The sequence below is a fragment of the Pedobacter sp. MC2016-14 genome, assembly GCF_020991475.1.
Taxonomy (GTDB): domain Bacteria; phylum Bacteroidota; class Bacteroidia; order Sphingobacteriales; family Sphingobacteriaceae; genus Pedobacter.
The window spans coordinates 35,691-57,005 of sequence record NZ_JAJMPA010000004.1 but is presented as its reverse complement, the minus strand read 5'-3'; the positions used below and the strand labels follow the sequence as shown (position 1 = coordinate 57,005).

Sequence of the window (21,315 nt, the reverse complement as noted above, 5' to 3'; positions counted from 1 at the left end):
AAATAGTTATCCACATTTTGAAGTTATTTGTTTATAAATGGTTATTTTTGACTCTTATTGTTTTATTAAATTTTATGAGCGAAGAACAAGATTCAAAGTCAAATTATTCGGCAGATAATATACAGGTATTAGAAGGTTTAGAAGCGGTGCGTAAGCGCCCTTCTATGTATATAGGCGATACCGGAATCAAAGGTTTACACCACCTGGTTTATGAAGTTGTAGATAACTCCATTGATGAGGCCCTTGCAGGACATGCAAATACCATTTTTGTTAATATATTAAAAGACAACTCCATCAGGGTTGAAGATAATGGCCGTGGTATTCCTACAGGCATTATGCAAAAGGAAAAGAAATCGGCTTTAGAAATTGTAATGACCGTTTTGCATGCGGGTGGTAAGTTTGATAAAGACACCTACAAAGTTTCAGGTGGATTGCATGGTGTTGGGGTAAGTTGCGTAAACGCACTTTCTACACACTTAAAAGCCGAAGTTCACCGCGATGGTAAAATATGGGAACAAGAGTATGAGATGGGTAAGCCACAATACGATGTTAAAATTGTAGGCGAAACGGAGAAACGCGGTACTGTAATTACGTTTACACCAGATCCAACTATTTTTACCCAAACTACAGAGTATCGTTACGATACTCTCGCTTCACGTTTAAGAGAGCTTTCCTTTTTAAATAAAGGCATCAGCTTAACTTTAACTGATGAACGTGAGATTGATGAAGAAGGCAATGCGCTTTCTGAATTGTTCCTTTCCGAAGGTGGATTAAAAGAATTTGTACAGTTTTTAGATAAAGGCCGTCCGTCTTTAATAGAAGAACCTATCTATGTAGAGGGGATCAAAAATGGCATTCCTGTAGAGCTTGCATTGCAATATAATGACAGCTATGCAGAAAATGTACACTCTTACGTAAACAATATCAATACGCATGAAGGTGGTACACACATTGCCGGCTTTAGACGTGGTTTAACCCGTACCCTAAAAGCTTATGCAGATAAATCTGGTTTACTTAAGAACGTTAAGTTTGAAATCACCGGAGATGACTTCCGTGAAGGGCTTACAGCTGTAGTTTCTGTAAAAGTTCAGGAGCCGCAATTTGAAGGACAGACTAAAACCAAGCTTGGTAATACTGAGGTAATGGGTGCGGTAGATGTTGCAGTAGGTGAGGCATTGAACAATTACCTTGAGGAGAACCCAAGAGAAGCAAAACTGATCATCAACAAAGTTATTATTGCGGCTACAGCGCGTTCTGCAGCGCGTAAAGCACGTGAGATGGTTCAGCGTAAGAGTGTTATGGGTGGCTCCGGCTTACCTGGTAAACTTTCTGACTGCTCTGACAGTGATCCGGTAAAATGCGAATTGTACCTTGTGGAGGGAGATTCGGCGGGTGGAACGGCAAAACAAGGCCGTGACCGTAACTTCCAGGCTATACTTCCTTTAAAAGGTAAAATCCTGAATGTGGAAAAAGCCATGGAGCATAAGATTTATGAAAATGACGAGATCAAGAACATGTTTACTGCTCTGGGCGTAAGCATCGGAACTCCAGAAGATGACAAAGCTTTAAATATTACCAAGCTTCGCTACCATAAAATTGTAATCATGACGGATGCTGATATTGATGGTTCACACATTACTACCTTAATCCTGACTTTCTTCTTCCGTTACATGAAGGCATTAATTGAAGCCGGTTATGTTTACATTGCTGCTCCACCTCTTTATCAGGTTAAAAAAGGTAAAGAATTTGAATATTGCTGGAATGATGTACAGCGTGATGCCGCAGTACAACGCCTTAAAGGTGCGGGTAAAGAAGAGAGTGTACATATACAACGCTACAAAGGTTTGGGAGAGATGAACGCAGAGCAGTTGTGGGATACTACTTTAAATCCGGCTACACGTACATTGATGCAGGCCACTATTGAAAATGCTGCAGAATGCGATCATACCTTTTCAATGCTAATGGGCGATGAAGTTGGCCCACGTAGAGAGTTTATAGAAAGAAATGCAAAGTATGCTAAAATAGACGCATAACTACTTTTTTAACAATATATTATGAGGTTGTCCAAAAAGGCAACCTCATTTTTTTTAACCAAAATAAGGGTAAGTAATTCCGGTAAACTAAAACTTTATCCAATCTTGCTGGTTTCATAATAAAGATTTTACATTTGCTGCATCGTTGCTTAATATAACAATTGCCATGGAGAATTTGCCGGTAAAAAAAGTTGATATCCTGTCTTATGCTGGAAAGTGGTACGCGCTGTATTCTATACCAACAATGATGGATAAACACTGGAAGCAGACCACCCACACATATGTAATCCACCCCGATGGCTATTATGCTGTATTCTCTACCTATAAACTAAAAGGAGAAGATAAAACAAAATATATGCGTTCCAAATTATTTGCTGTTCGCAGAAATGAAAATGCCGTTTTTAAGGCACAGTTGCTGTGGCCGTTTAAAACAGATTACTGGATAATTGAAATCGCTGCAGATTATTCTTACGTGGTTGTGGGTCATCCAAAGTGTAAATATCTTTACATCATGGCCAGAGTACCTGTAATAGAGCAGCAATTGCTTAATGATATTATAGATCGCTGTAGCAAAAAAGGCTACGATACCACTTTACTTGTTGCACAAGGTCATCCTGCCGCCCCTGCAAAAAAATCCTTTGCTTAAGCCGTAGATTTTACAGCTCAGCGCCTATTGCTTATTGTTGATAACATATGGCATTTCCATTAAGTTCAGCGTCATAAAAATCCGTATTTTTGTTCTTCATTTTTGATTCCCCAATACGTTTTAACATCCGGCTATGTATTTGATTTTTGATACCGAAACTACAGGTTTGCCACGCAACTTTAATGCACCCATAACCGATACAGACAATTGGCCAAGGTGTATTCAAATAGCATGGCAGCTACATGATGAATTGGGTAACCTGATAGAAAATCAGGATTATCTGGTAAAGCCTAATGGTTTTAATATCCCCTACGATGCAGAAAGGATACATGGTATTTCTACAGAACTGGCCGAAGAGCAGGGGATAGATTTGCTGGAAGTTTTAGAAAAATTTAATATAGCCCTTTCTAAAGCAAAATTCGTGGTCGGTCAAAACATTGGTTTTGATGTTAACATTATGGGCAGTGAATTGTATCGTGCCGGATTGGAAAGTCCGCTGGCATCGATGCCGGTTTTAGATACTTGTACCGAAGTTACTGCCGAGCTTTTACGCCTGCCAGGTGGTAGAGGCGGTAAATTTAAGCTGCCAAACCTAACCGAGTTGCATGAGTACCTCTTTGGAGAACCATTTGCCGAAGCCCACAATGCCACAGCCGATGTTGAAGCCACTACACGTTGCTTCCTTCAGCTCATTAAACTAGAAGTCTTTAAGCCAGAACAGCTACAGAAAGGTAAAGAATACTTTAGCTATTTTAAAGAAAAAAATCCTGGCGTTATTGGCCGTGTTGGTTTAAAACATGTTAACCTTAAATCTGCTTCAGATGATATCCGTAAACGTCTGCAAAAAACAAGTGGTAGCGGAATCTCAAAACAAGAACTTGCAGACAACAGGTTAGAGTTACAACAAGCCAATTTTGTGCATTTGCACACACATACTCAATTCTCAGTTCTTCAGTCTACCATAAATATCCCAGCGCTAATCAAAGCTGCTGCAACGCATAAAATGCCAGCAGTTGCCATGACAGATCATGCCAATATGATGGGGGCTTTTCACTTTGTAAATCAGGTTTTAAACCACAACAAAGGAGTAGAAGCAAAAAATGCTGCCGCAATTGAAAAGGGTGAAGAGCCATCAGAACAAATCATTACGCCTATAGTAGGATGTGAGTTTTTTGTTTGTGATGACCATACAGATAAAAAGAGAAAAGATAACGGCTACCAGGTTGTATTGCTGGCTAAGAATAAAAATGGTTACCATAATCTGGCAAAAATGTCGTCCATCGCTTATACCAATGGGTTTTATTATGTGCCGCGGGTAGACAGGCAGGTAATTGAGCAATATAAAGAAGACATCATTGTCCTTTCCGGAAGTCTTTATGGAGAAATTCCCAGCAAACTCTTAAATCTGGGAGAGCGTCAGGCAGAGGAAGCCCTCCTATGGTGGAAAGAACAATTCGCAGATGATTTCTATATTGAAGTGATGCGGCATAATCAGGAAGACGAGAACATTGTGAATGTCTCTTTGATTTCACTGGCAAAAAAGCACAATGTAAAACTCATTGCCACCAACAACAACTACTACATTAATAAAAAAGATGCAAACGCGCACGACATTTTATTGTGTGTAAAAGATGGAGAAAAACAAGCCACACCAATTGGTCGTGGCCGTGGCTATCGTTATGGTCTGCCCAATCAAGAGTATTATTTCAAATCTCCAGAAGAGATGAAGGCTCTTTTTACCGATTTGCCAGAAGCTATCCTCAACATTCAGGAAGTTATAGATAAGGTAGAAATCTTTAAGCTTGCCCGCGAAGTTCTGCTACCTAAATTTGATATTCCTGACGAATTTTTAGTAGCCGAAGATGAACAGGACGGTGGTAAGAGGGGAGAGAATAAATTCCTTGCCCACCTAACCTATGTAGGTGCTCAAAAACGATATGGGGAAATTACAGCCGAGATTAAAGAACGGCTGGATTTTGAGCTGCAAACTATTGAGAAAACCGGATACCCAGGTTACTTCCTCATTGTACAGGATTTTATACGAGAAGCCAGAAACCTCGATGTCTCTGTTGGACCAGGAAGGGGTTCTGCGGCCGGTTCTGTTGTAGCCTATTGTCTATGGATCACTAATATAGATCCCATCAAATACGATCTACTATTTGAGCGTTTCCTGAATCCAGACAGGGTTTCCATGCCCGATATTGATATTGACTTTGATGATGAAGGCCGCGGCCGTGTTATGGATTATGTAATCCGTAAATACGGTTCTAATCAGGTAGCGCAAATCATCACTTACGGTACCATGGCTGCCAAATCTTCCATTAGAGATACCGCCCGTGTGTTAGATTTGCCACTCTTTGAGGCAGATAAAATTGCCAAGCTTATTCCAAACATGAAGCTGGCAAAAATCTTCAATCTCGAAGAAAAGATTTTAAAAGAAGCCCTTCGTGCAGATGAATATGAAAAGGTACTTGAGCTAAAAGTATTGGCAGAAGCTAAAGATTTGAGTGCCGAAACCATTATGCAGGCCCAGGTTCTTGAAGGCTCACTTCGTAATACTGGTATTCATGCCTGCGGGGTAATCATTACCCCAAGTGATATAACCAACTATGTTCCGGTAGCCACTGCCAAAGATTCTGACTTGTATGTAACCCAGTTTGATAACTCTGTGGTAGAGAGTGCGGGACTGTTAAAAATGGACTTCCTGGGTTTAAAAACCCTTACCCTAATAAAAGATACAGTTAAACTTGTCAAATACAGGCACCATATAGATTTAGATCCAGATGAGTTTCCTATAGATGATGTGAAAACTTATGAGTTGTTTCAGCGGGGAGAAACCATCGGTATTTTCCAGTACGAGAGTAGTGGGATGCAAAAGTACATGAAAGAGCTTAAGCCCACCGTTTTTGGTGACTTGATTGCCATGAATGCACTCTATCGTCCGGGGCCTTTGGAGTATATTCCGAGTTTCGTAAGACGTAAAAATGGTGAGGAAGAAATCAAGTATGACCTGGATGCCTGCGAGGAATACCTGAAAGAAACCTATGGTATCACCGTATATCAGGAGCAGGTGATGCTTTTATCTCAAAAGCTGGCAGGTTTTACCAAAGGTGAGGCCGATGTACTGCGTAAGGCGATGGGTAAAAAGCAGAAAGACGTACTCGATAAAATGAAACCCAAGTTTGTAAAACAAGCTGCGGAAAAGGGCCACGATGCGACTATATTAGAGAAGATATGGAAAGATTGGGAAGCCTTTGCATCTTATGCCTTTAACAAATCACACTCTACCTGTTATGCCTGGATTGCTTACCAAACAGCGTATTTAAAAGCACATTACCCTGCTGAGTATATGGCTGCCGTACTTTCTAATAACATGAGTGATATTAAGCAAGTGGCTTTCTTCATGGAAGAGTGTAAACAAATGGGCGTTCAGGTGTTAGGGCCAGATGTTAATGAATCTGACATTAAATTTTCTGTAAACATGTATGGAGAGGTCCGTTTTGGGCTTTCGGGGATCAAAGGTGTTGGAGACAAAGCAGTAGAAAGTATCATTGAAGAACGGGAGACCAATGGCATGTACAAAGATTTGTATGATTTTGCCCGTCGTTCCAATACGCGTACTGTCAATAAAAAAGCATACGAAAGTTTTGTGTATAGTGGTGCGTTTGATCAATTTGGTAACCATCGTGCCCAATACTTTTTTGTAGGTGTAAACGATAAAATGAACGGTATTGAGAAGGTTATTAAATATGCAAATGACTTTCAAAATAATGAATCTTCCTCACAGTCATCCCTGTTTGGTGGATCCGTGGCCGATTTAATCCTTGAGCCGGCGCTGCCGGTGGCTCCAGAATGGAGTTTAATAGACCGTTTAAAGTATGAGAAAGATGCCATCGGGATTTTCCTGAGCGGCCATCCCCTTGATAATTATAAACTAGAGCTCAAAGAGTTTTGCCAGCATTCTGTAAAGCATCTTTCCATTGTCAATAAGGTACGGATGGGAGATACCAATGATGAGGTTCTGGCTGAATTTGAGCAGCTCAAAAACAGAGACCTTGTTGTAGGGGGCCTGGTGGCAGCAGCAGCACAACGGATGACTAAAACCGGAAAGCCTTTTGGTACACTTGCTTTTGAAGATTACGAAGATAGTTGTGAATTGGCTTTGTTTGGTGATGATTTCATCAAATTCAAACAATTCTTAACAGAAGGCTACTTTCTTCAGATTAGGGGAAGGGTAGGAGAACGGTTTAGAAAAGAGGGCGATTGGGAGTTTAAAATCACTGCAATCAATCTCCTTTCCGAACTTAGGGATAAGCTTGCAAAATCTGTAAACATTCAGGTACCGTTAGAAATGATTAGTGACCAGTTTATGAGTCAAATTATGGCGATTCTGGATGACAATAAGTCCAATACAGAGCAGCAGAACTGTCAGCTCATTTTCGATGTGTATGATCGTGAGCAGAACGTATTTGTTAAGCTACCTTCCAAATCTCTTAAAATTAACCCTAGTAACGTGCTGTTAGATCAGTTAAAAGCACTTAACCTTAATCCCACATTAGGTCAAAAGAACTAGTCTCTAAGTTGTTGTAATGTCATTTTGGCGGTGCCACCTTGATGGCATTACAATTGATTATATCTTTGTATAAAAAAAAATAGAATTATGGCTTTAGAAATCACAGATGCTAACTTTGAAGAGTTAGTGTTAAAATCAGATAAACCCGTTTTAGTTGACTTTTGGGCAGAATGGTGTGGTCCTTGTCGCATGGTAGGCCCGGTAGTTGATGAAATATCAAAAGAATATGAAGGAAAAGCAGTTATTGGAAAAGTAAATGTTGACAATAACCCGCAAATTTCTACCCAGTTTGGTATCCGCAACATTCCAGCGTTGTTGTTTTTCAAAAATGGTGAAGTTGTTGATAAACAAGTTGGTGCAGTTCCAAAATCAGTTTTAGCTGGTAAATTAGAAAAGCAATTGTAATTAGATACAATCATATAGCAAAAGCGTTCATAAATCATGAACGCTTTTTTTATGCACCATCCTCATCCTAAATTTATTTCAGAATCTTAATGCAATAGAATATAAACTTTAGCTAGCTTTACATGATGCATGCCGTTCCACCTTTAGATCATAGTCAGTATCAGGAAATTCCCGGTAATCTGGAATTACTTGCAAGGCAGGTTGTAGAAGGCTTTATTACCGGCCTTCATAAAAGCCCGTTCCATGGTTTTTCTGTGGAATTTGCTGAACACCGGGCTTTTAACACTGGGGATAACATTAAAAATATAGATTGGAAGCTGTATGCCAAAACAGATAAACTGTACAGCAAGCGCTATGAAGAAGAAACCAATTTGCGTTGTCAGTTTGTGATAGATGTTTCTTCTTCCATGTATTTTCCAGAGCAGCAGTATAACAAACTACAGTTCTCTGTTCAGTCTGTGGCCGTATTAATCTATTTGCTAAAGAAACAACGGGATGCCTTTGGTTTAAGCCTGTTTACGGATCATTTAGTAGTAAATACTGCAGCCAGGTCTACTACCACCCATCAAAAGTACATTTATACACATTTAGAAGAGATTATGAAGTCTCCAAGCAGAAATGTGCAAACCAATCTGGAGCAAGCTTTACATCAAATAGCAGAGCTTATTCATCAACGTTCCATGATCGTGATATTTAGCGATCTTATGAACAGTGTGCATCATGAAGATAAGATTACAGCGCTTTTTGCCGCATTACAACATCTTAAATTCAATAAACATGAAGTGGTCATCTTTAATGTTACCGATAAGGCCAAAGAGGTCAACTTTGATTTTGAAAACAGGCCTTATGAATTTGTTGATCTGGAAACCGGCGCTGTGTTAAAGACACAGCCTGGCAGTGTTAGAAAAGATTACCTGGAAACCATTACGCTTTACAGGCAAAAGATAGCCTTGAAGTGTGCTCAATATAAGATAGATCTGGTAGATGCAGATATTAACCAGGGGTTTTCGCAGGTTTTACAAAACTACATGATCAAGAGGCAGAAAATGGGTTAGTTTGGCTGTCTGCGGTATCTGTTTAGCAGTTCCTTTTTAAAAGTTTCCTGGGCCCTGTAATATTTTCCTATAATCTTTATAGGTAAGTTGGCTTTAAGTTGGGCATAATACTTACGTTCAAGGTTTAAATCCCGTTGCTTAAAGCTCAGTTCATTTGCAATTAGTGTCTGTATTTCAATATCAGAAAGCTCGTCAATTTCTGTTATTTTTCTAAAGCTAATCATCTTCTGTCTTCGTTCATCCCTTAAAGCGCTTTGTTCTTTCTGAAAGCCATTGTAAATAGGCCAGAATATGCGGGCTTCTTCAGTGCTCAATTCAAGCTTCTGTGTTAAATAAGCTATTTTGTAAGATTCAATTTCCGGCATTTGGGCCGTTGCAAGATAAGGACTGCAAAAGAGTACAATTAATATAAATAAGTTCTTCATCATCTAATTTTATAAGTTCCTGGTAATGTCATTTTGAGAGTAATTGTTTAAAATATAATTCTCAATTTCCTTATCCGTTGCAGAAGTAGTGGTCACTATATCTTTATCTGTCGTGGTAACGTGGTCAATAATTTCCTGCTCATCCATGTCGTAAAGTGACTGCTCCGTAGCCATATTGCTAGCCATCGGTTTTTTAACCAGCTCTTCATGATCATAGAAATAAAAACCAAAAGCACTTATCATTACCAAACATGCTACAGAAGCATACTTCAATAAATCAGACTTCCAAAATCCAATAATTTTAGCTTCTTTTTGTACAGATAATGAAACTATAGATAATTGTTCATCTTCTACCGCAGATAAAACCCTGGTGCTAAGCGTATCAAAATATCCATCAGGAACGCTAAAGCCGCTTTCAGGTGCAACTTCTTTAAGTTTTTCCACACTCAACCTGGTAAAGATCGCTTCATTTAAGCCCTCAAAATAGTGCTCAGGTACCGCAAATCCATCTCCCAGTTTTTTCTCCCACAACTTATTTTCAAAATTATTATCCATCACAGCTATATTGATACTTTAAAAGGCAAAAGGTTTAAAAGGTAATGTCATCTTTTAGCATATATTCTTCAATTTTCTTCACGGCAATATGAAAAGATGCCTTTAAAGCGCCTACGCTTGTACCTAACACGGCAGAAATTTCTTCATATTTCATGTCGTCATAGTACTTCATGTTAAACACCAACCGCTGTTTATCTGGTAGGATAAGTAACGCCTGTTGCAGTTTCATCTGCACTTTGTCGCCGTTAAAATAAGAAGAAGCCGTTAGCGTTTCGGAGAGTGCTGTAGAAACTTCATCCAGCGGTATATTATTTTGATTTTTCTTTTTGTTCAGGAAAGTAATAGACTCATTGGTGGCTATTCTGTAAATCCAGGTATACAATTGCGAGTCATTCCTAAACTTTTCCAGGTTCTTCCAAACTTTTATGAAAACGTCTTGTACAAGGTCATCTGTATCATCGTGGTCAATCACCAATCTACGAATGTGCCAGTATATTTTTTGCTGGTATTTATTTATAAGCAGGTTGAAGGCCTCATTACGAGTCTTCTCGTTATAAAATTTCTCTAATATTTCTGCATCTTCAACCTGCTTCATGCTTATTTCTTTCTTGCAATCACCTTTTGTGCGGCTTCAACAATGTTTACCGTATCAAGGCCATATTTTGTCATCAACTGGTCTGGTGTTCCACTCTCACCAAAACTGTCGTTTACAGCTACAAATTCTTGTGGCGACGGTAATTCTGTAGACAATAAGCGTGCTACACTTTCACCCAGGCCACCAAATTTATTGTGTTCTTCGCAAGTTACCACACAACCTGTTTTTTTAATAGAGGTTAAAATAGCCTCTTCATCAAGCGGTTTAATGGTATGTATGTTAATAATTTCTGCACTTATGCCTAAAGCTTCCAATTGCTCGCCAGCTTCAATTGCTTTCCATACCATATGTCCGGTTGCAACAATCGTCACATCAGTACCTTCATCTACCATCCATGCTTTGCCAATCTCAAATTTTTGATCCGGATCTGTAAATACAGGGATCACAGGGCGTCCAAAACGCAAATAAACAGGGCCATGGTGTTCTGCAATAGCAATGGTTGCTGCTTTAGTCTGGTTGTAATCACAAGTGTTAATTACGGTCATTCCAGGAAGCATCTTCATCAAGCCTATGTCTTCCAAAATCTGGTGCGTAGCGCCATCTTCACCTAAAGTTAAACCAGCGTGCGATGCACAAATCTTAACATTTTTATCGGAATAAGCTACAGATTGACGGATTTGGTCGTATACACGTCCGGTAGAAAAGTTGGCAAACGTTCCGGTAAAAGGAACCTTACCAGAAATAGATAAACCGGCAGCAATACCAATCATATTGGCTTCAGCAATACCAATCTGGAAAAAGCGCTCTGGAAATTCCTTAATAAAGGCATCCATTTTTAAAGAGCCTACTAAATCTGCACATAAGGCAACAACTTCAGGATTGTTTTTTCCTGCTTCTAATAGTCCTGCTCCAAAACCAGAGCGGGTATCTTTTTTTTCTGTATATGGGAATTTTTTTCTCACGGTTCTAGTAATCTTTATGTGTGGTTTTTAATTGGGCAATTGCAAGGGCAAGTTGCTCATCGTTAGGGGCAACACCGTGCCATTTGTGCGATCCCATCATAAAGTCAACACCGTTACCCATAATGGTACTCATTAAATTCAAAACAGGCTTACCTTTTCCAAGCAATGATTTTGCATATTCAAGGTTCCTAACAATATCAGCCATGTCATTACCGTTAGAGGTGATTACATGCCATCCAAAAGCTTCAAATTTAGCTTGTAAGCTTTCCAGCGAAAGTACTTTTTCTGTAGGGCCGTCAATTTGCTGACCGTTATAATCAACGGATGCTATTAAATTGTCAACCTTGTTAAAAGGAGCAAACATAATCGCTTCCCAGTTTTGGCCTTCCTGTAACTCACCGTCACCAAGCAACACAAAAACGTGAGATAGGTCTTTATTTAGTTTTTTAGCCAAAGCCGCACCAATGGCAACAGAAAGGCCCTGTCCTAATGAACCAGAAGCAATACGGATACCTGGTAAACCTTCGTGGGTGGTAGGGTGTCCCTGAACCCTCGAGTTTAACTTTCTAAAAGTAGCCAGTTCAGCTACATCAAAATAGCCAGATCTAGCCAGTACACTGTAAAATACAGGAGAAATATGGCCGTTAGAAAGGAAAAATAAATCTTCTCCTTTACCTTCCATTTTAAAGTCCGGATTGTGGTTCATCACTTCAAAATATAAAGCTGTCATAAAATCAGCACAGCCTAATGATCCTCCAGGGTGCCCGGACTGGCAGCCATGAACCATTCTTACAATATCTCTTCTTACCTGCGAAGCGATATCCTCTAATTCTTCAATCGTACGTTTCATCATAATTTACTACTTGTTGCAATATTAGTTTTTATTTGGTTTACTGGTGTTACCAGCCGGTGCATTCCCGATCCTTTGCAACCGTACCAAAGTTAATTTATTTTATCAAATCCAAAACCTGTGCGGTCGCATTTTTGGTGTCAACCTTGTCAATAATGTGCTTTATAAAACCATTTTCATCAATTATAAAGGTTTTGCGACTAATACCCATGTATTTTTTGCCATACATATTTTTTTCTACCCAAACGCCGTAAGCCTCTACAATCTTTTTATCTGTATCAGCTATCAATGTAAAGGGTAAACTATGTTTAGTTGCAAATTTCAGGTGAGATTTCTCGTCATCTGCACTCACGCCAAGTACCGTAATGCCTTTGGCCAGTAAACCCTGGTAATTGTCTCTGAAATCGCAAGCCTCTGCGGTACAGCCCGGGGTATCGTCTTTTGGATAAAAATATAAAACTACCGTTTTGCCTTTAAATTGTGCCAGAGAAATTGGCTGGCCAGCCTGGTCTGCTGCGGTAAATTCCGGAGCCTGCATACCTTCTTTTAATTCACTCATATTATTTATAAAATGTTATGGTATAAGTTTTACTATTGTCTTTCATGTCAGTCACTACAATTTTCAGCTCATGTTTTCCCGCAGTGGTCCTTTCATCAAAAGTGTGCCACAAGGTAGCGGTTTTAGTGTCAAATTCCATCAGCACCCATTCACCGTCAATATAGCCATTAAAACTTTGGATACCAGAAAGGTTATCTCTTATTTTGAAAGACATTTTACTAATCCCTGTCATGCGCTTTCCATCCGAAATATTTAAGGGCACAATCACAGGCGCAATCGTATCTATGGCAATATAAAAGCTCCCAAAGGTCTTAGGTTTGGCCTTAAGGAAACCATCTTCATATATGCCACCTTGCGATGCACCATTGGTGTTTACCATAAGCGCTTTGTCTTTATAACGTTCTAAACTGGCATTAGCTTTAATCCATAAGTCAAAACCCGTATGCAAAGGGGTTAGGTTGTTCTGGATCTGACAAACCGCAGAGTATTGATTTCCAGAGGCTGCTGATGCAGGTTTCAAAATCTTATGCGTAAAATTCAAATCATTGTATAAAGTACCCTTAGGCAAAATCACCTTAAAGTCGGCCTCACTGTACTCGTTTAACTTTCCGTAGGGAAAAATTAAGCCAGTGGAAGGGGTTTTGTTTTCAGCCACTACGCCATCACCAGCCTGAACCGTAAAAGAGAGGGTACTTGCATTGCCACTTGCATCCGTAACAGTATATTTTAACTCATGCAATTTGCCGTCTGTAAAGTTTATCCGTCCATTGTTTACCAGGTTGCTGTAAATGCCTAGCGGATTCCCTGGATCTACAAAACTTTTCTGTATGCTTTTTTTAGTGTTGATGTAAGCAGGCCAGTCTATGTGCGAATTAACAGCTTTGCTGTTTTCAAATAAAAACCGCTCCAAAGCAGAGGTAAACACCAGTTTTCCGTCAACTTCCAATTGTATGGCATATACACCATTGGTGCCAGAAAGCCCATTGTGCCTATCTGTTGTTACAATTCCGAAGCCATATTCACCGTTCAGTGTTAATTTTCCCTGGGCCAAACGATAAGCCGCAGCAGTACCCGTTAAGGTATAACCAGCCTTCGTGGTGAACTCGTTAAAGGGCTTACCATTTAAGCGGTAAACATATAAACTGTAAATTATAGGTTTAATGTTATCTGGAATATTAATGCCAAACAGCTGAGGGTTAATAGTTGCTTCAGTTTTGGTATCCCTGATCTCAAAGTGTAAATGCGGACCGCCAGAACTTCCCCTGTTACCAGAGTAAGCTATCAAATCACCTTTTCGTACGGGAATTAGCGTTGCCTGCGGAAACTCATCCAGTTCAAAAGTTTTTTTACTGTATTGAAGGCCTTTTACCACCTGATCGATTTTAGGGTTAAAACGTTGCAGGTGACCATAAACACTGGTATAACCATTAGCGTGGTTGACGTATAAAGCCTGTCCAAAGCCACTGTTTTGCACCCTAAGCCTGGAAATATAGCCATCGGCAATGGCATACACCGGATAACCTTCACGCTGGTTGGTTCTAAAATCAATTCCAGAATGGAAATGATTGGGTCTAATCTCACCAAAAGATCCTGCAAGTGCAGGCGGCTTAATGTCCATCGGCATCCTAAAGTCTACCAAAGGATATTTATTGTTGCTAAAAATTTGCTGGCCTTTAACCGTTACAACAAATAAAAGACCGGCTACTAAAAATAAAATGAATTTGCGCATTAATGTTACTTGATCTCAAAATTTAAAAATTGCTCATCAGCTATCCAGGCCTCAAGTTTATCGCCGGCAAACACTTTGCCAACGCCCTCCGGTGTTCCGGTAAAAATCAAGTCTCCCTTTTTAAGGGTAATGTATTTAGATACAAAAGAGATGATCTGTTCAAAAGAAAAGAGCATCATATTGGTGTTGCCATCCTGCTTTAATTCGTCATTAATTTTTAAGCTAAAAGGTAAAGCACTTATGTCTTCAAACTGTGATTTAGGTACAAATTTACTTATGGCGGCAGAGTTGTCAAAAGCTTTGGCCAATTCCCAGGGCAGCCCTTTTTCCTTAAATTTACTTTGCAGGTCCCTTGCTGTAAAATCAATTCCCAGGCCTACTTCATCAAAATAATTTCCGGCAAATTTCTCTGCAATATGTTTACCTTCCTTACAAACTTTAAGTACCACTTCCAGCTCATAATGGATGTCAGCAGAAAAATCAGGTAAATAAAAAGGTTTATTATCTTTTAAAACAGCAGTATCTGGTTTTAGAAAAATTACAGGAGCATCAGGCAGTGGGTTATTCAGTTCTTTGGCGTGCGCAGCATAGTTGCGTCCAATAGCAATCACTTTCATTTCGTATTAAGGCTTATCAATCATGCTTCTTGCACGATTCGTAAAAATAGCTTTATATCCCTAAAAAAGAAAATAACAGCCATTTGATAACGTTTCTAAGACAAAAAAATTAAAATACAGTTTTAAATCCTTCTCTCTAAAGATAGGTAGGCAATAAACCAGAATTTTAAGGGAATTAGATAACAGAAATGCGTTTTACAATCGTTTCTGCACCACAAACTATGCGCAGAAAATAAATGCCGCTGTTTAGTTTATTAGGAATGGTAAAGCTTTTAGTTTGTTCACCAGAAACCATGCGTTCATTGGCTAGGGTAATCACTTCATTTCCCAGTAAATCAATAATTTTAATGGAAACTACACCCTCACGATCAAGTTTCAAAGTCACATTTACCTGATCATCTACCGGATTTGGATATACCTTAGATACCGAAAGAATTTTGTCTTGCTTAATCGAGCCTTTGGCGTTTAATAAAGAATTGTTGTAAGGAAGATAGCCTAAGCCAGCATTGTAGCTAGGCTTGTAAGATTGGATGTTTGCTTTGATAGTTGGTGTTCTATTTACTTTCTTAGCTCTTGAGCTGTAATAAATACTATCAGATTTTTGTGCTAAAACAGGCATACTGCAGAGTAAGCTGATGCAGGCGCAACAGATTACATAAGCAAAGAAGGCGGTTTTAGACGTTTTGTTCATACTTTATGGCAGCAAAAATATATATAATTATACAGATTAAGCAAGCTTTTTGTTTTGTTTCTTGTAATTTAACACATTTTAACACCAATTCTAACAATTACTTCTATTTTTTGTTTATTTGCCATAGCAAGATGAACGAATAAAATGTCTGATCATAAAAATATAAATTCTCTCTCAGCAGGCGGCCTGCTCATTAGTTTAGGCATTGTTTATGGAGATATTGGTACATCTCCATTATATACGTTAAGGGCAATTTTTAATACCGTGAGCGATAGTGGCCAGCCGATAACTCCGCTACTTGTACTTGGAGCCTTGTCTTGCATCATCTGGACCCTTACATTGCAAACTACCATTAAGTATGTCGTCATCACCCTTCGTGCAGACAACAGGGGAGAAGGGGGCATTTTTTCATTGTATTCATTGGTGCGTAAAAAAGCAAAGTGGCTGGTTATACCCGCCGTTATAGGTGGTTGTGCTTTACTTGCAGATGGGATCATTACGCCCTCCATTACCGTCACCTCCGCAATAGAAGGCTTGCAGGTAAAATTTCCAAGCCTGCAAATTATTCCTATTGTATTAACCATTATTATTTTTCTTTTTGTGATCCAGCAATTTGGAACCAGCCTGGTGGGCAAGTTGTTCGGTCCAATCATGTTTCTTTGGTTTGCAACCCTTGGGGTATTGGGCTTGCTATATATCGTACATGATTATTCCGTGCTTAAGGCCCTCAATCCATATTATGCAGTACAGCTCATTTCCACCAACCCAATGGCCCTGGTTATACTCGGTGGAGTGTTTCTATGTACTACAGGAGCCGAAGCCTTGTATTCAGACCTCGGTCACTGCGGAAGAAAAAACATCCGCATCAGTTGGATTTTTGTTAAAATCACCTTAATCTTAAATTACCTTGGGCAAGGTGCATGGTTATTGGCGCATCCAAATTACAACGATAAACTTAACCCTTTTTACCAGTTGGTTCCTCACCAGTACCTGCTACCCTTGGTTGCACTGGCTACAGTTGCCGCCGTTATTGCCAGTCAGGCCATGATTACGGGATCCTTTACCCTCATTTCAGAGGCGGTAAGGTTAAACCTTTGGCCAAAAGTTAAAATCAATTATCCAAGCAATCAAAAAGGGCAAATCTATGTGCCATCCATCAACTGGTTGCTTTGTGCGGGGTGTATCATCGTAGTGCTCATCTTCAAAAGATCCATTGATATGGAAGGTGCTTACGGATTAGCCATCAATTTAACTTTCCTGGCCACTACAATTTTAGTCGCGGTATTTATGCGGGTAAAAAAAGTCCCTACCTACATCGTTGTCCTGTTTTTAACCATTTATGGTTTATTAGAACTCGCATTTTTAGTAGGTAACATGACTAAGTTTTTCCATGGCGGTTTTGTAACTGTTTTAATCGGTTCCTTACTTTTTACCGTGATGTGGGGCTGGTATGCCGCCCGCAAGATCAAAAACCGCTTTGTAAAGTACGTGGAGATAGACGATTATTACCAGATCATCAGTGAGCTGAGCGATGACGAAACTGTAGCGAAATATTCATCTCAGTTGGTGTACCTGACAAGTGCTAACTTCAAAACAGAAATAGAGTCCAAAATCATGTACTCTATCCTTCAAAAAGAGCCAAAGCGGGCCGATATTTACTGGCTTGTCCATGTAGATGTGGTAGATGAGCCTTTTTGCAGAGAATATAAAGTAGAATTTCTTATCCCGGGCAAACTAATCCGGATCGACTTCAAGTTGGGTTTTCGCGAAGAGCAGCGGGTTAACCTCCTGTTCAGAAAAGTAGTTGAAGAGCTGGTTAAAAATGGCGAGGTAGACATCACCAGTCAGTATAAATCTTTAAACAGACATAAAATTGCGGGTGACTTCAGATTTGTCTTGCTCGAAAAACATTTGTCTAAGTTTGCCAAACTGAGTTTTTATGAGCGCACTGTGATGCACTATTATTTTGTGCTAAAACGCTTAAGCCTTTCAGAAGAACGTAGTTTTGGCCTGGATTCCAGTTACGTAGAAATAGAAAAAGTACCCTTAATATTTGTAACCCCAGATGATATTGAACTGAGCAGGTTGCCAGTGTAATCCATTTCTTAAAATACCCGGAATTAAACGTTATTTGCTAGCTTATTTTGTCTGCGAGATTAGACACTTAAAATCTTTAGTTCATCAATAAATTCACCAATTCTTTTAGCTCCTCTACTTCCTTTTCTAATTTCGTTATGCGTTCTTCCAGTTCAGTAGTATTTGCAGACTGTGGAGTGTCATTGGCTACCTCTTCCTGCTCATTAACCTCTGGTATTCCACCAAACAAATGCATGTACCTGGATTCTTTCTGGCCTGCTTTTTTAGGCAGTTGAACCACATAAGCAGGCTCATCCGCAGCAAGTTTTTGTAACAGCTCATTAACTTCTTCGATGGTTTCAAATTCATATAAACGCGAAGAATTGGTGTTGATTTCTCCTGGTGTAAGCGGACCGCGGAGCAGTAACAAACAAACGATAACCAGTTCGGTAGGCAACAAAGGATAAACAATTGCCAGGTTATGCTTATACTTTACCACACGACTTCCTGCACCAGATACTGTACCTACAAGGCCCTTTATTTTTAACATATTCAGGGTAAGCACAATAGATTCTTCATCATAATTTACCACCGGATTACGGGATGTTTTTTGGTTACATGCTGCAGTTAATGCAGAAATTGTCATGGGGTAATAATCAGGTGTCGCTTTACTTTTTTCTATGAGCGAGCCCAATATCCGCTGCTCTATGGCAGACAATAACTGAAGTGATTGAGGAGTTTCCATACGCCGTAAATATATAAATTTAACTACCATTTTGATTAATGGAAATTTGCAGTAAATTGCAGCATACTATGCAAGATTATAAAACAGTAGAAAGTTCTCAAACCACACTCACCGAGCTGATGATCCCATCATACTCTAATTTTGGAGGCAAAATTCACGGAGGAATCATATTAAGTTTAATGGATAAAGTAGCTTACGTTTGCGCAGCTAAACATTCAGATGGCTACTGCATTACCGCCTCTATTGATGTGGTAGACTTCCTGGCCCCTGTAGAAGTCGGGGAACTGGTTTCTTTGATGGCTTCCGTAAATTATGTCGGAAAAACCTCTATGATTATTGGCATTAAAGTTATTTCTGAAAATGTACGTACCCACGTGGTTAAGCATACCAATACCAGTTATTTTACCATGGTAGCCATTGGCGAAGACCACAAACCCAAACAAGTTCCTGGCCTGATTTTAAAAAGCCAGGATGATATCAGGCGTTTTTCTCAGGCCAAGAACAGAAGAGAACTTAAGGCCACTTATAAAAGAGACGAAGCTTCTATTAAAGATGAATTTAATACCGCTGAATGTTTAATTTCCCTGAGGGACGAACGTTGTCAGATTTTTCAATAGTAGCCGCACTTCCGTAGGGTTTCTTAAAAAGTATCTTGCGGCAGAAATATTGCTGCCCACCTTAATGGTATAGGCATCTTCCGGTAAGGCTTTAAAAATATCCTCGTCCGTGTGGTCATCCCCAAGTGCCAGTATAAAATCAGGATGTGCTTCGTGCATCCATCCCTGGGCAGCCTTACCTTTATTTACCTCTATGTTCTTAAATTCTATTACTTTATTTCCAGGCATCAACTGTAGTCCTTTGTCGGCAATAATCATCTTTAGGTGGTTAATGATCTCACTCGCCCTAAGCTCGCCAAGACCATCTTCCACTTTTCTGTAGTGCCAAACTAGTGAGTAACTTTTATCTTCTATAAAAGAACCCGGGGTACGATCGGTATATGTATCTAAAACTGTACGCACTTCCTGCTTCCATTTATCGGTAAGCAATGGCAGGCTTTTCCATTCCTCTCCGTATCTTTTTTGCCAGGCACCATGCTCTGCAATCATGTCCAGCTTTAAATGGCCAAACCACTTCTCCAGCGTTTCATTGCGGCGTCCACTAATAATAATTACTTTATTTGCCAAATCACTGGTCAAGTCATTTAACAGCTCGTATAATTCAGGATCTGGTGACGCCTGATCTATAACCGGCTGAAAACCAACTAAGGTACCATCATAGTCCAAAAATATATACCGTTGATCAGTTTTTGAATAAGCTTCAGCAATCTGTTCCCTTACCTTTATTGAGGCGTATCTGGTTAGCATGCTTTGCTGCAATACTTTAACTTCTTCTAATTTATCCATAAAGTTTTTCACCCAGAGGTGGATATTAAATTTTTTAACCACAGCACGCATGCTGGCCATTCTGCTGTGCTGCTCTTCTAAAGTCATATTTAGTGCCTGCAAAATGGTTTTTACAATTTCCCCAATGTTGTTGGGGTTTACAATCAGGGCATCGTTTAATTCTTTTGAAGCCCCCGCCATTTCACTTAAAATAAGTACACCGGTATCATGGATGCGGGAGGCCACATATTCTTTGCTTACAAGGTTCATGCCGTCGCGCATCGGGGTAACCAAACAAATATCTGCGGTGCTGTACAAGGCAGAAAGAAATTCAACCGAGAACGAGCGGTAAAAATAATGTACCGGCAGCCAGTTTAAAGTCCGGTACCTGGCGTTAATGTTACCCACTAATTGGTCTATGTGCTCTCGGAGTTCGCGGTATTGCGGCACAGTATCCCTTGAAGGAACCACAATCATATAAAATGAAATTTTGCCAATGCACTGCGGCTTAGTTTGCAGCAATAATTCGTAAGCTTGCAAGCGCTGTAAAATCCCTTTACTATAATCCAGTCGGTCTATAGAAAGGATAACTTTACCATTGTCCAGCCCCTCATTAAAAGAATTCATATGCTCTTCCACAAGCGGACTTTGGGCCAGGGCTTCAAATTTAGCATCATCTATTCCCATCGGAAAAGCCTCTACAACAATTTGGCGTTCCTGAAAAGTGATCACATTATCAGAAAGCTTAGCAGGCGAAAGTCTGGCGGCAGCGCTTAAAAAGTGGCGCACATCATCAAAAGTATGAAAGCCGATCAAATCCGCACCAAATAACCCGTGTATCAGTTCTTCACGCCAGGGTATCAGCCTGAATATTTCATAAGAAGGAAAAGGAATGTGCTGAAAAAATCCGATGGTAACGTTTGGCGCTTTAGCCCTAATTAAAGAAGGCAACAGCATCAGCTGGTAATCGTGTACCCAAATGGTATCACCATCTCTAACATGTGCAGCAAGTTCAGCTTCAAATTTACCATTTACCAGCTGGTAAAAATCCCAGTAAGTTTGCTCAAAATTAGCGTAAGTAACCACGTAGTGAAATACGGGCCATAAAATTTCATTAGAAAAACCTTCATAATAAAGGTTTATTTCTTCCGGAGTTAAAAAAACCGGAATGAGGTTTAACTCAGCAAGCTGCTTCCGTACTTCATCCTGTCTTTCTTCCGGTACTTCAATTCCGGGCCATCCAATCCAGATGTTATTACCTTCTTTATAAACGGATCCAAGTCCGGTAGCCAATCCCCCTTCACTGGGGCTTAATAAGTATTCTCCGTTATGTTCTATAATTTTAACGGGCAAGCGGTTGGAGACGATTATCGTTTTATTGTTCATCATATCTGTAATAATAACGGCTTCAAAGGCG

18 protein-coding genes are annotated in these 21,315 nt (G+C 39.7%); 7 read left to right on the top strand and 11 right to left on the bottom strand.

Annotated elements, in window-relative coordinates; translation table 11 throughout:
- The first annotated feature begins 74 nt into the window (after positions 1 to 74).
- The 5 genes from gyrB to LPB86_RS18750 all read left to right on the top strand — a co-directional run bounded on the left by gyrB (position 75) and on the right by LPB86_RS18750 (position 8,712).
- Positions 75 to 2,033, top strand: a complete 1,959-nt coding sequence (gyrB, locus tag LPB86_RS18770; protein WP_230692956.1) for a DNA topoisomerase (ATP-hydrolyzing) subunit B — start codon at positions 75 to 77, stop codon at positions 2,031 to 2,033.
- Between the two features lie 166 nt (positions 2,034 to 2,199).
- On the top strand, positions 2,200 to 2,679 hold the full coding sequence (locus LPB86_RS18765) for a lipocalin family protein (RefSeq protein ID WP_230692955.1): 480 nt from the start codon (positions 2,200 to 2,202) through the stop codon (positions 2,677 to 2,679).
- Between the two features lie 133 nt (positions 2,680 to 2,812).
- Positions 2,813 to 7,252, top strand: coding sequence for a DNA polymerase III subunit alpha (gene dnaE / locus LPB86_RS18760; RefSeq protein WP_230692954.1), 4,440 nt, complete (start codon positions 2,813 to 2,815; stop codon positions 7,250 to 7,252).
- Positions 7,253 to 7,339: 87 nt separating this feature from the next.
- Positions 7,340 to 7,657, top strand: a complete 318-nt coding sequence (trxA, locus tag LPB86_RS18755) for a thioredoxin (protein ID WP_230692953.1) — start codon at positions 7,340 to 7,342, stop codon at positions 7,655 to 7,657.
- A 122-nt stretch (positions 7,658 to 7,779) separates the two neighbouring features.
- Positions 7,780 to 8,712 carry a DUF58 domain-containing protein gene (locus LPB86_RS18750; protein WP_230692952.1) on the top strand — a complete coding sequence of 311 codons (933 nt, stop codon included), beginning with the start codon at positions 7,780 to 7,782 and terminating at the stop codon, positions 8,710 to 8,712.
- Here the strand turns inward: LPB86_RS18750 and LPB86_RS18745 are convergent.
- The 9 genes from LPB86_RS18745 to LPB86_RS18705 all read right to left on the bottom strand — a co-directional run bounded on the left by LPB86_RS18745 (position 8,709) and on the right by LPB86_RS18705 (position 15,695).
- Entirely contained in the window at positions 8,709 to 9,140 is a 432-nt protein-coding gene (locus LPB86_RS18745) for a hypothetical protein (protein WP_230692951.1), read from the bottom strand. The genes LPB86_RS18750 and LPB86_RS18745 overlap by 4 nt on opposite strands.
- A gap of 6 nt (positions 9,141 to 9,146) precedes the next feature.
- Positions 9,147 to 9,692 (bottom strand): hypothetical protein, encoded by a 546-nt coding sequence (locus tag LPB86_RS18740; protein ID WP_230692950.1) that lies wholly within the window; start codon positions 9,690 to 9,692, stop codon positions 9,147 to 9,149.
- Between the two features lie 34 nt (positions 9,693 to 9,726).
- Positions 9,727 to 10,287, bottom strand: a complete 561-nt coding sequence (locus LPB86_RS18735; RefSeq protein ID WP_230692949.1) for an RNA polymerase sigma factor — start codon at positions 10,285 to 10,287, stop codon at positions 9,727 to 9,729.
- Positions 10,288 to 10,289: 2 nt separating this feature from the next.
- Positions 10,290 to 11,249, bottom strand: a complete 960-nt coding sequence (locus LPB86_RS18730; protein ID WP_230692948.1) for a transketolase family protein — start codon at positions 11,247 to 11,249, stop codon at positions 10,290 to 10,292.
- 4 nt (positions 11,250 to 11,253) lie between these two features.
- Positions 11,254 to 12,099 carry a transketolase gene (locus tag LPB86_RS18725; protein WP_230693218.1) on the bottom strand — a complete coding sequence of 282 codons (846 nt, stop codon included), beginning with the start codon at positions 12,097 to 12,099 and terminating at the stop codon, positions 11,254 to 11,256.
- Between the two features lie 97 nt (positions 12,100 to 12,196).
- Positions 12,197 to 12,658, bottom strand: coding sequence for a thioredoxin-dependent thiol peroxidase (bcp, locus tag LPB86_RS18720; protein ID WP_230692947.1), 462 nt, complete (start codon positions 12,656 to 12,658; stop codon positions 12,197 to 12,199).
- 1 nt (position 12,659) lies between these two features.
- Entirely contained in the window at positions 12,660 to 14,387 is a 1,728-nt protein-coding gene (locus LPB86_RS18715) for a M23 family metallopeptidase (protein ID WP_230692946.1), read from the bottom strand.
- Between the two features lie 5 nt (positions 14,388 to 14,392).
- A complete protein-coding gene (locus tag LPB86_RS18710; protein ID WP_230692945.1) occupies positions 14,393 to 15,004 on the bottom strand; it encodes a fumarylacetoacetate hydrolase family protein in 612 nt (203 codons plus the stop codon).
- Between the two features lie 175 nt (positions 15,005 to 15,179).
- Positions 15,180 to 15,695 carry a T9SS type A sorting domain-containing protein gene (locus LPB86_RS18705; RefSeq protein ID WP_230692944.1) on the bottom strand — a complete coding sequence of 172 codons (516 nt, stop codon included), beginning with the start codon at positions 15,693 to 15,695 and terminating at the stop codon, positions 15,180 to 15,182.
- Between the two features lie 144 nt (positions 15,696 to 15,839).
- Here LPB86_RS18705 and LPB86_RS18700 point away from each other — a divergent pair, with 144 nt between their 5' ends.
- Complete coding sequence (locus LPB86_RS18700; RefSeq protein WP_230692943.1) at positions 15,840 to 17,792, top strand: KUP/HAK/KT family potassium transporter; 1,953 nt, start codon at positions 15,840 to 15,842, stop codon at positions 17,790 to 17,792.
- Between the two features lie 76 nt (positions 17,793 to 17,868).
- Here the strand turns inward: LPB86_RS18700 and LPB86_RS18695 are convergent, their stop codons facing one another.
- Positions 17,869 to 18,516, bottom strand: coding sequence for a YceH family protein (locus LPB86_RS18695; protein WP_230692942.1), 648 nt, complete (start codon positions 18,514 to 18,516; stop codon positions 17,869 to 17,871).
- Positions 18,517 to 18,584: 68 nt separating this feature from the next.
- On the opposite strand from LPB86_RS18695, the gene LPB86_RS18690 reads away from it, so the two are divergent.
- Complete coding sequence (locus tag LPB86_RS18690) at positions 18,585 to 19,133, top strand: acyl-CoA thioesterase (protein WP_230692941.1); 549 nt, start codon at positions 18,585 to 18,587, stop codon at positions 19,131 to 19,133.
- Here the strand turns inward: LPB86_RS18690 and LPB86_RS18685 are convergent.
- Entirely contained in the window at positions 19,092 to 21,287 is a 2,196-nt protein-coding gene (locus LPB86_RS18685) for a bifunctional alpha,alpha-trehalose-phosphate synthase (UDP-forming)/trehalose-phosphatase (protein ID WP_230692940.1), read from the bottom strand. The genes LPB86_RS18690 and LPB86_RS18685 overlap by 42 nt on opposite strands.
- Positions 21,288 to 21,315 lie beyond the last annotated feature (28 nt).

What these genes read in the sequence shown, in the direction of transcription:
- gyrB (WP_230692956.1), top strand. Translation starts at nt 75, where the DNA reads ATGAGCGAAGAACAAGATTCAAAGTCAAATTATTCGGCAGATAATATA.
- LPB86_RS18765 (WP_230692955.1), top strand. Translation starts at nt 2,200, where the DNA reads ATGGAGAATTTGCCGGTAAAAAAAGTTGATATCCTGTCTTATGCTGGA.
- dnaE (WP_230692954.1), top strand. Translation starts at nt 2,813, where the DNA reads ATGTATTTGATTTTTGATACCGAAACTACAGGTTTGCCACGCAACTTT.
- trxA (WP_230692953.1), top strand. Translation starts at nt 7,340, where the DNA reads ATGGCTTTAGAAATCACAGATGCTAACTTTGAAGAGTTAGTGTTAAAA.
- LPB86_RS18750 (WP_230692952.1), top strand. Translation starts at nt 7,780, where the DNA reads ATGATGCATGCCGTTCCACCTTTAGATCATAGTCAGTATCAGGAAATT.
- LPB86_RS18745 (WP_230692951.1), bottom strand. Translation starts at nt 9,140, where the DNA reads ATGATGAAGAACTTATTTATATTAATTGTACTCTTTTGCAGTCCTTAT.
- LPB86_RS18740 (WP_230692950.1), bottom strand. Translation starts at nt 9,692, where the DNA reads ATGGATAATAATTTTGAAAATAAGTTGTGGGAGAAAAAACTGGGAGAT.
- LPB86_RS18735 (WP_230692949.1), bottom strand. Translation starts at nt 10,287, where the DNA reads ATGAAGCAGGTTGAAGATGCAGAAATATTAGAGAAATTTTATAACGAG.
- LPB86_RS18725 (WP_230693218.1), bottom strand. Translation starts at nt 12,099, where the DNA reads ATGAAACGTACGATTGAAGAATTAGAGGATATCGCTTCGCAGGTAAGA.
- bcp (WP_230692947.1), bottom strand. Translation starts at nt 12,658, where the DNA reads ATGAGTGAATTAAAAGAAGGTATGCAGGCTCCGGAATTTACCGCAGCA.
- LPB86_RS18715 (WP_230692946.1), bottom strand. Translation starts at nt 14,387, where the DNA reads ATGCGCAAATTCATTTTATTTTTAGTAGCCGGTCTTTTATTTGTTGTA.
- LPB86_RS18710 (WP_230692945.1), bottom strand. Translation starts at nt 15,004, where the DNA reads ATGAAAGTGATTGCTATTGGACGCAACTATGCTGCGCACGCCAAAGAA.
- LPB86_RS18705 (WP_230692944.1), bottom strand. Translation starts at nt 15,695, where the DNA reads ATGAACAAAACGTCTAAAACCGCCTTCTTTGCTTATGTAATCTGTTGC.
- LPB86_RS18700 (WP_230692943.1), top strand. Translation starts at nt 15,840, where the DNA reads ATGTCTGATCATAAAAATATAAATTCTCTCTCAGCAGGCGGCCTGCTC.
- LPB86_RS18695 (WP_230692942.1), bottom strand. Translation starts at nt 18,516, where the DNA reads ATGGAAACTCCTCAATCACTTCAGTTATTGTCTGCCATAGAGCAGCGG.
- LPB86_RS18690 (WP_230692941.1), top strand. Translation starts at nt 18,585, where the DNA reads ATGCAAGATTATAAAACAGTAGAAAGTTCTCAAACCACACTCACCGAG.
- LPB86_RS18685 (WP_230692940.1), bottom strand. Translation starts at nt 21,287, where the DNA reads ATGATGAACAATAAAACGATAATCGTCTCCAACCGCTTGCCCGTTAAA.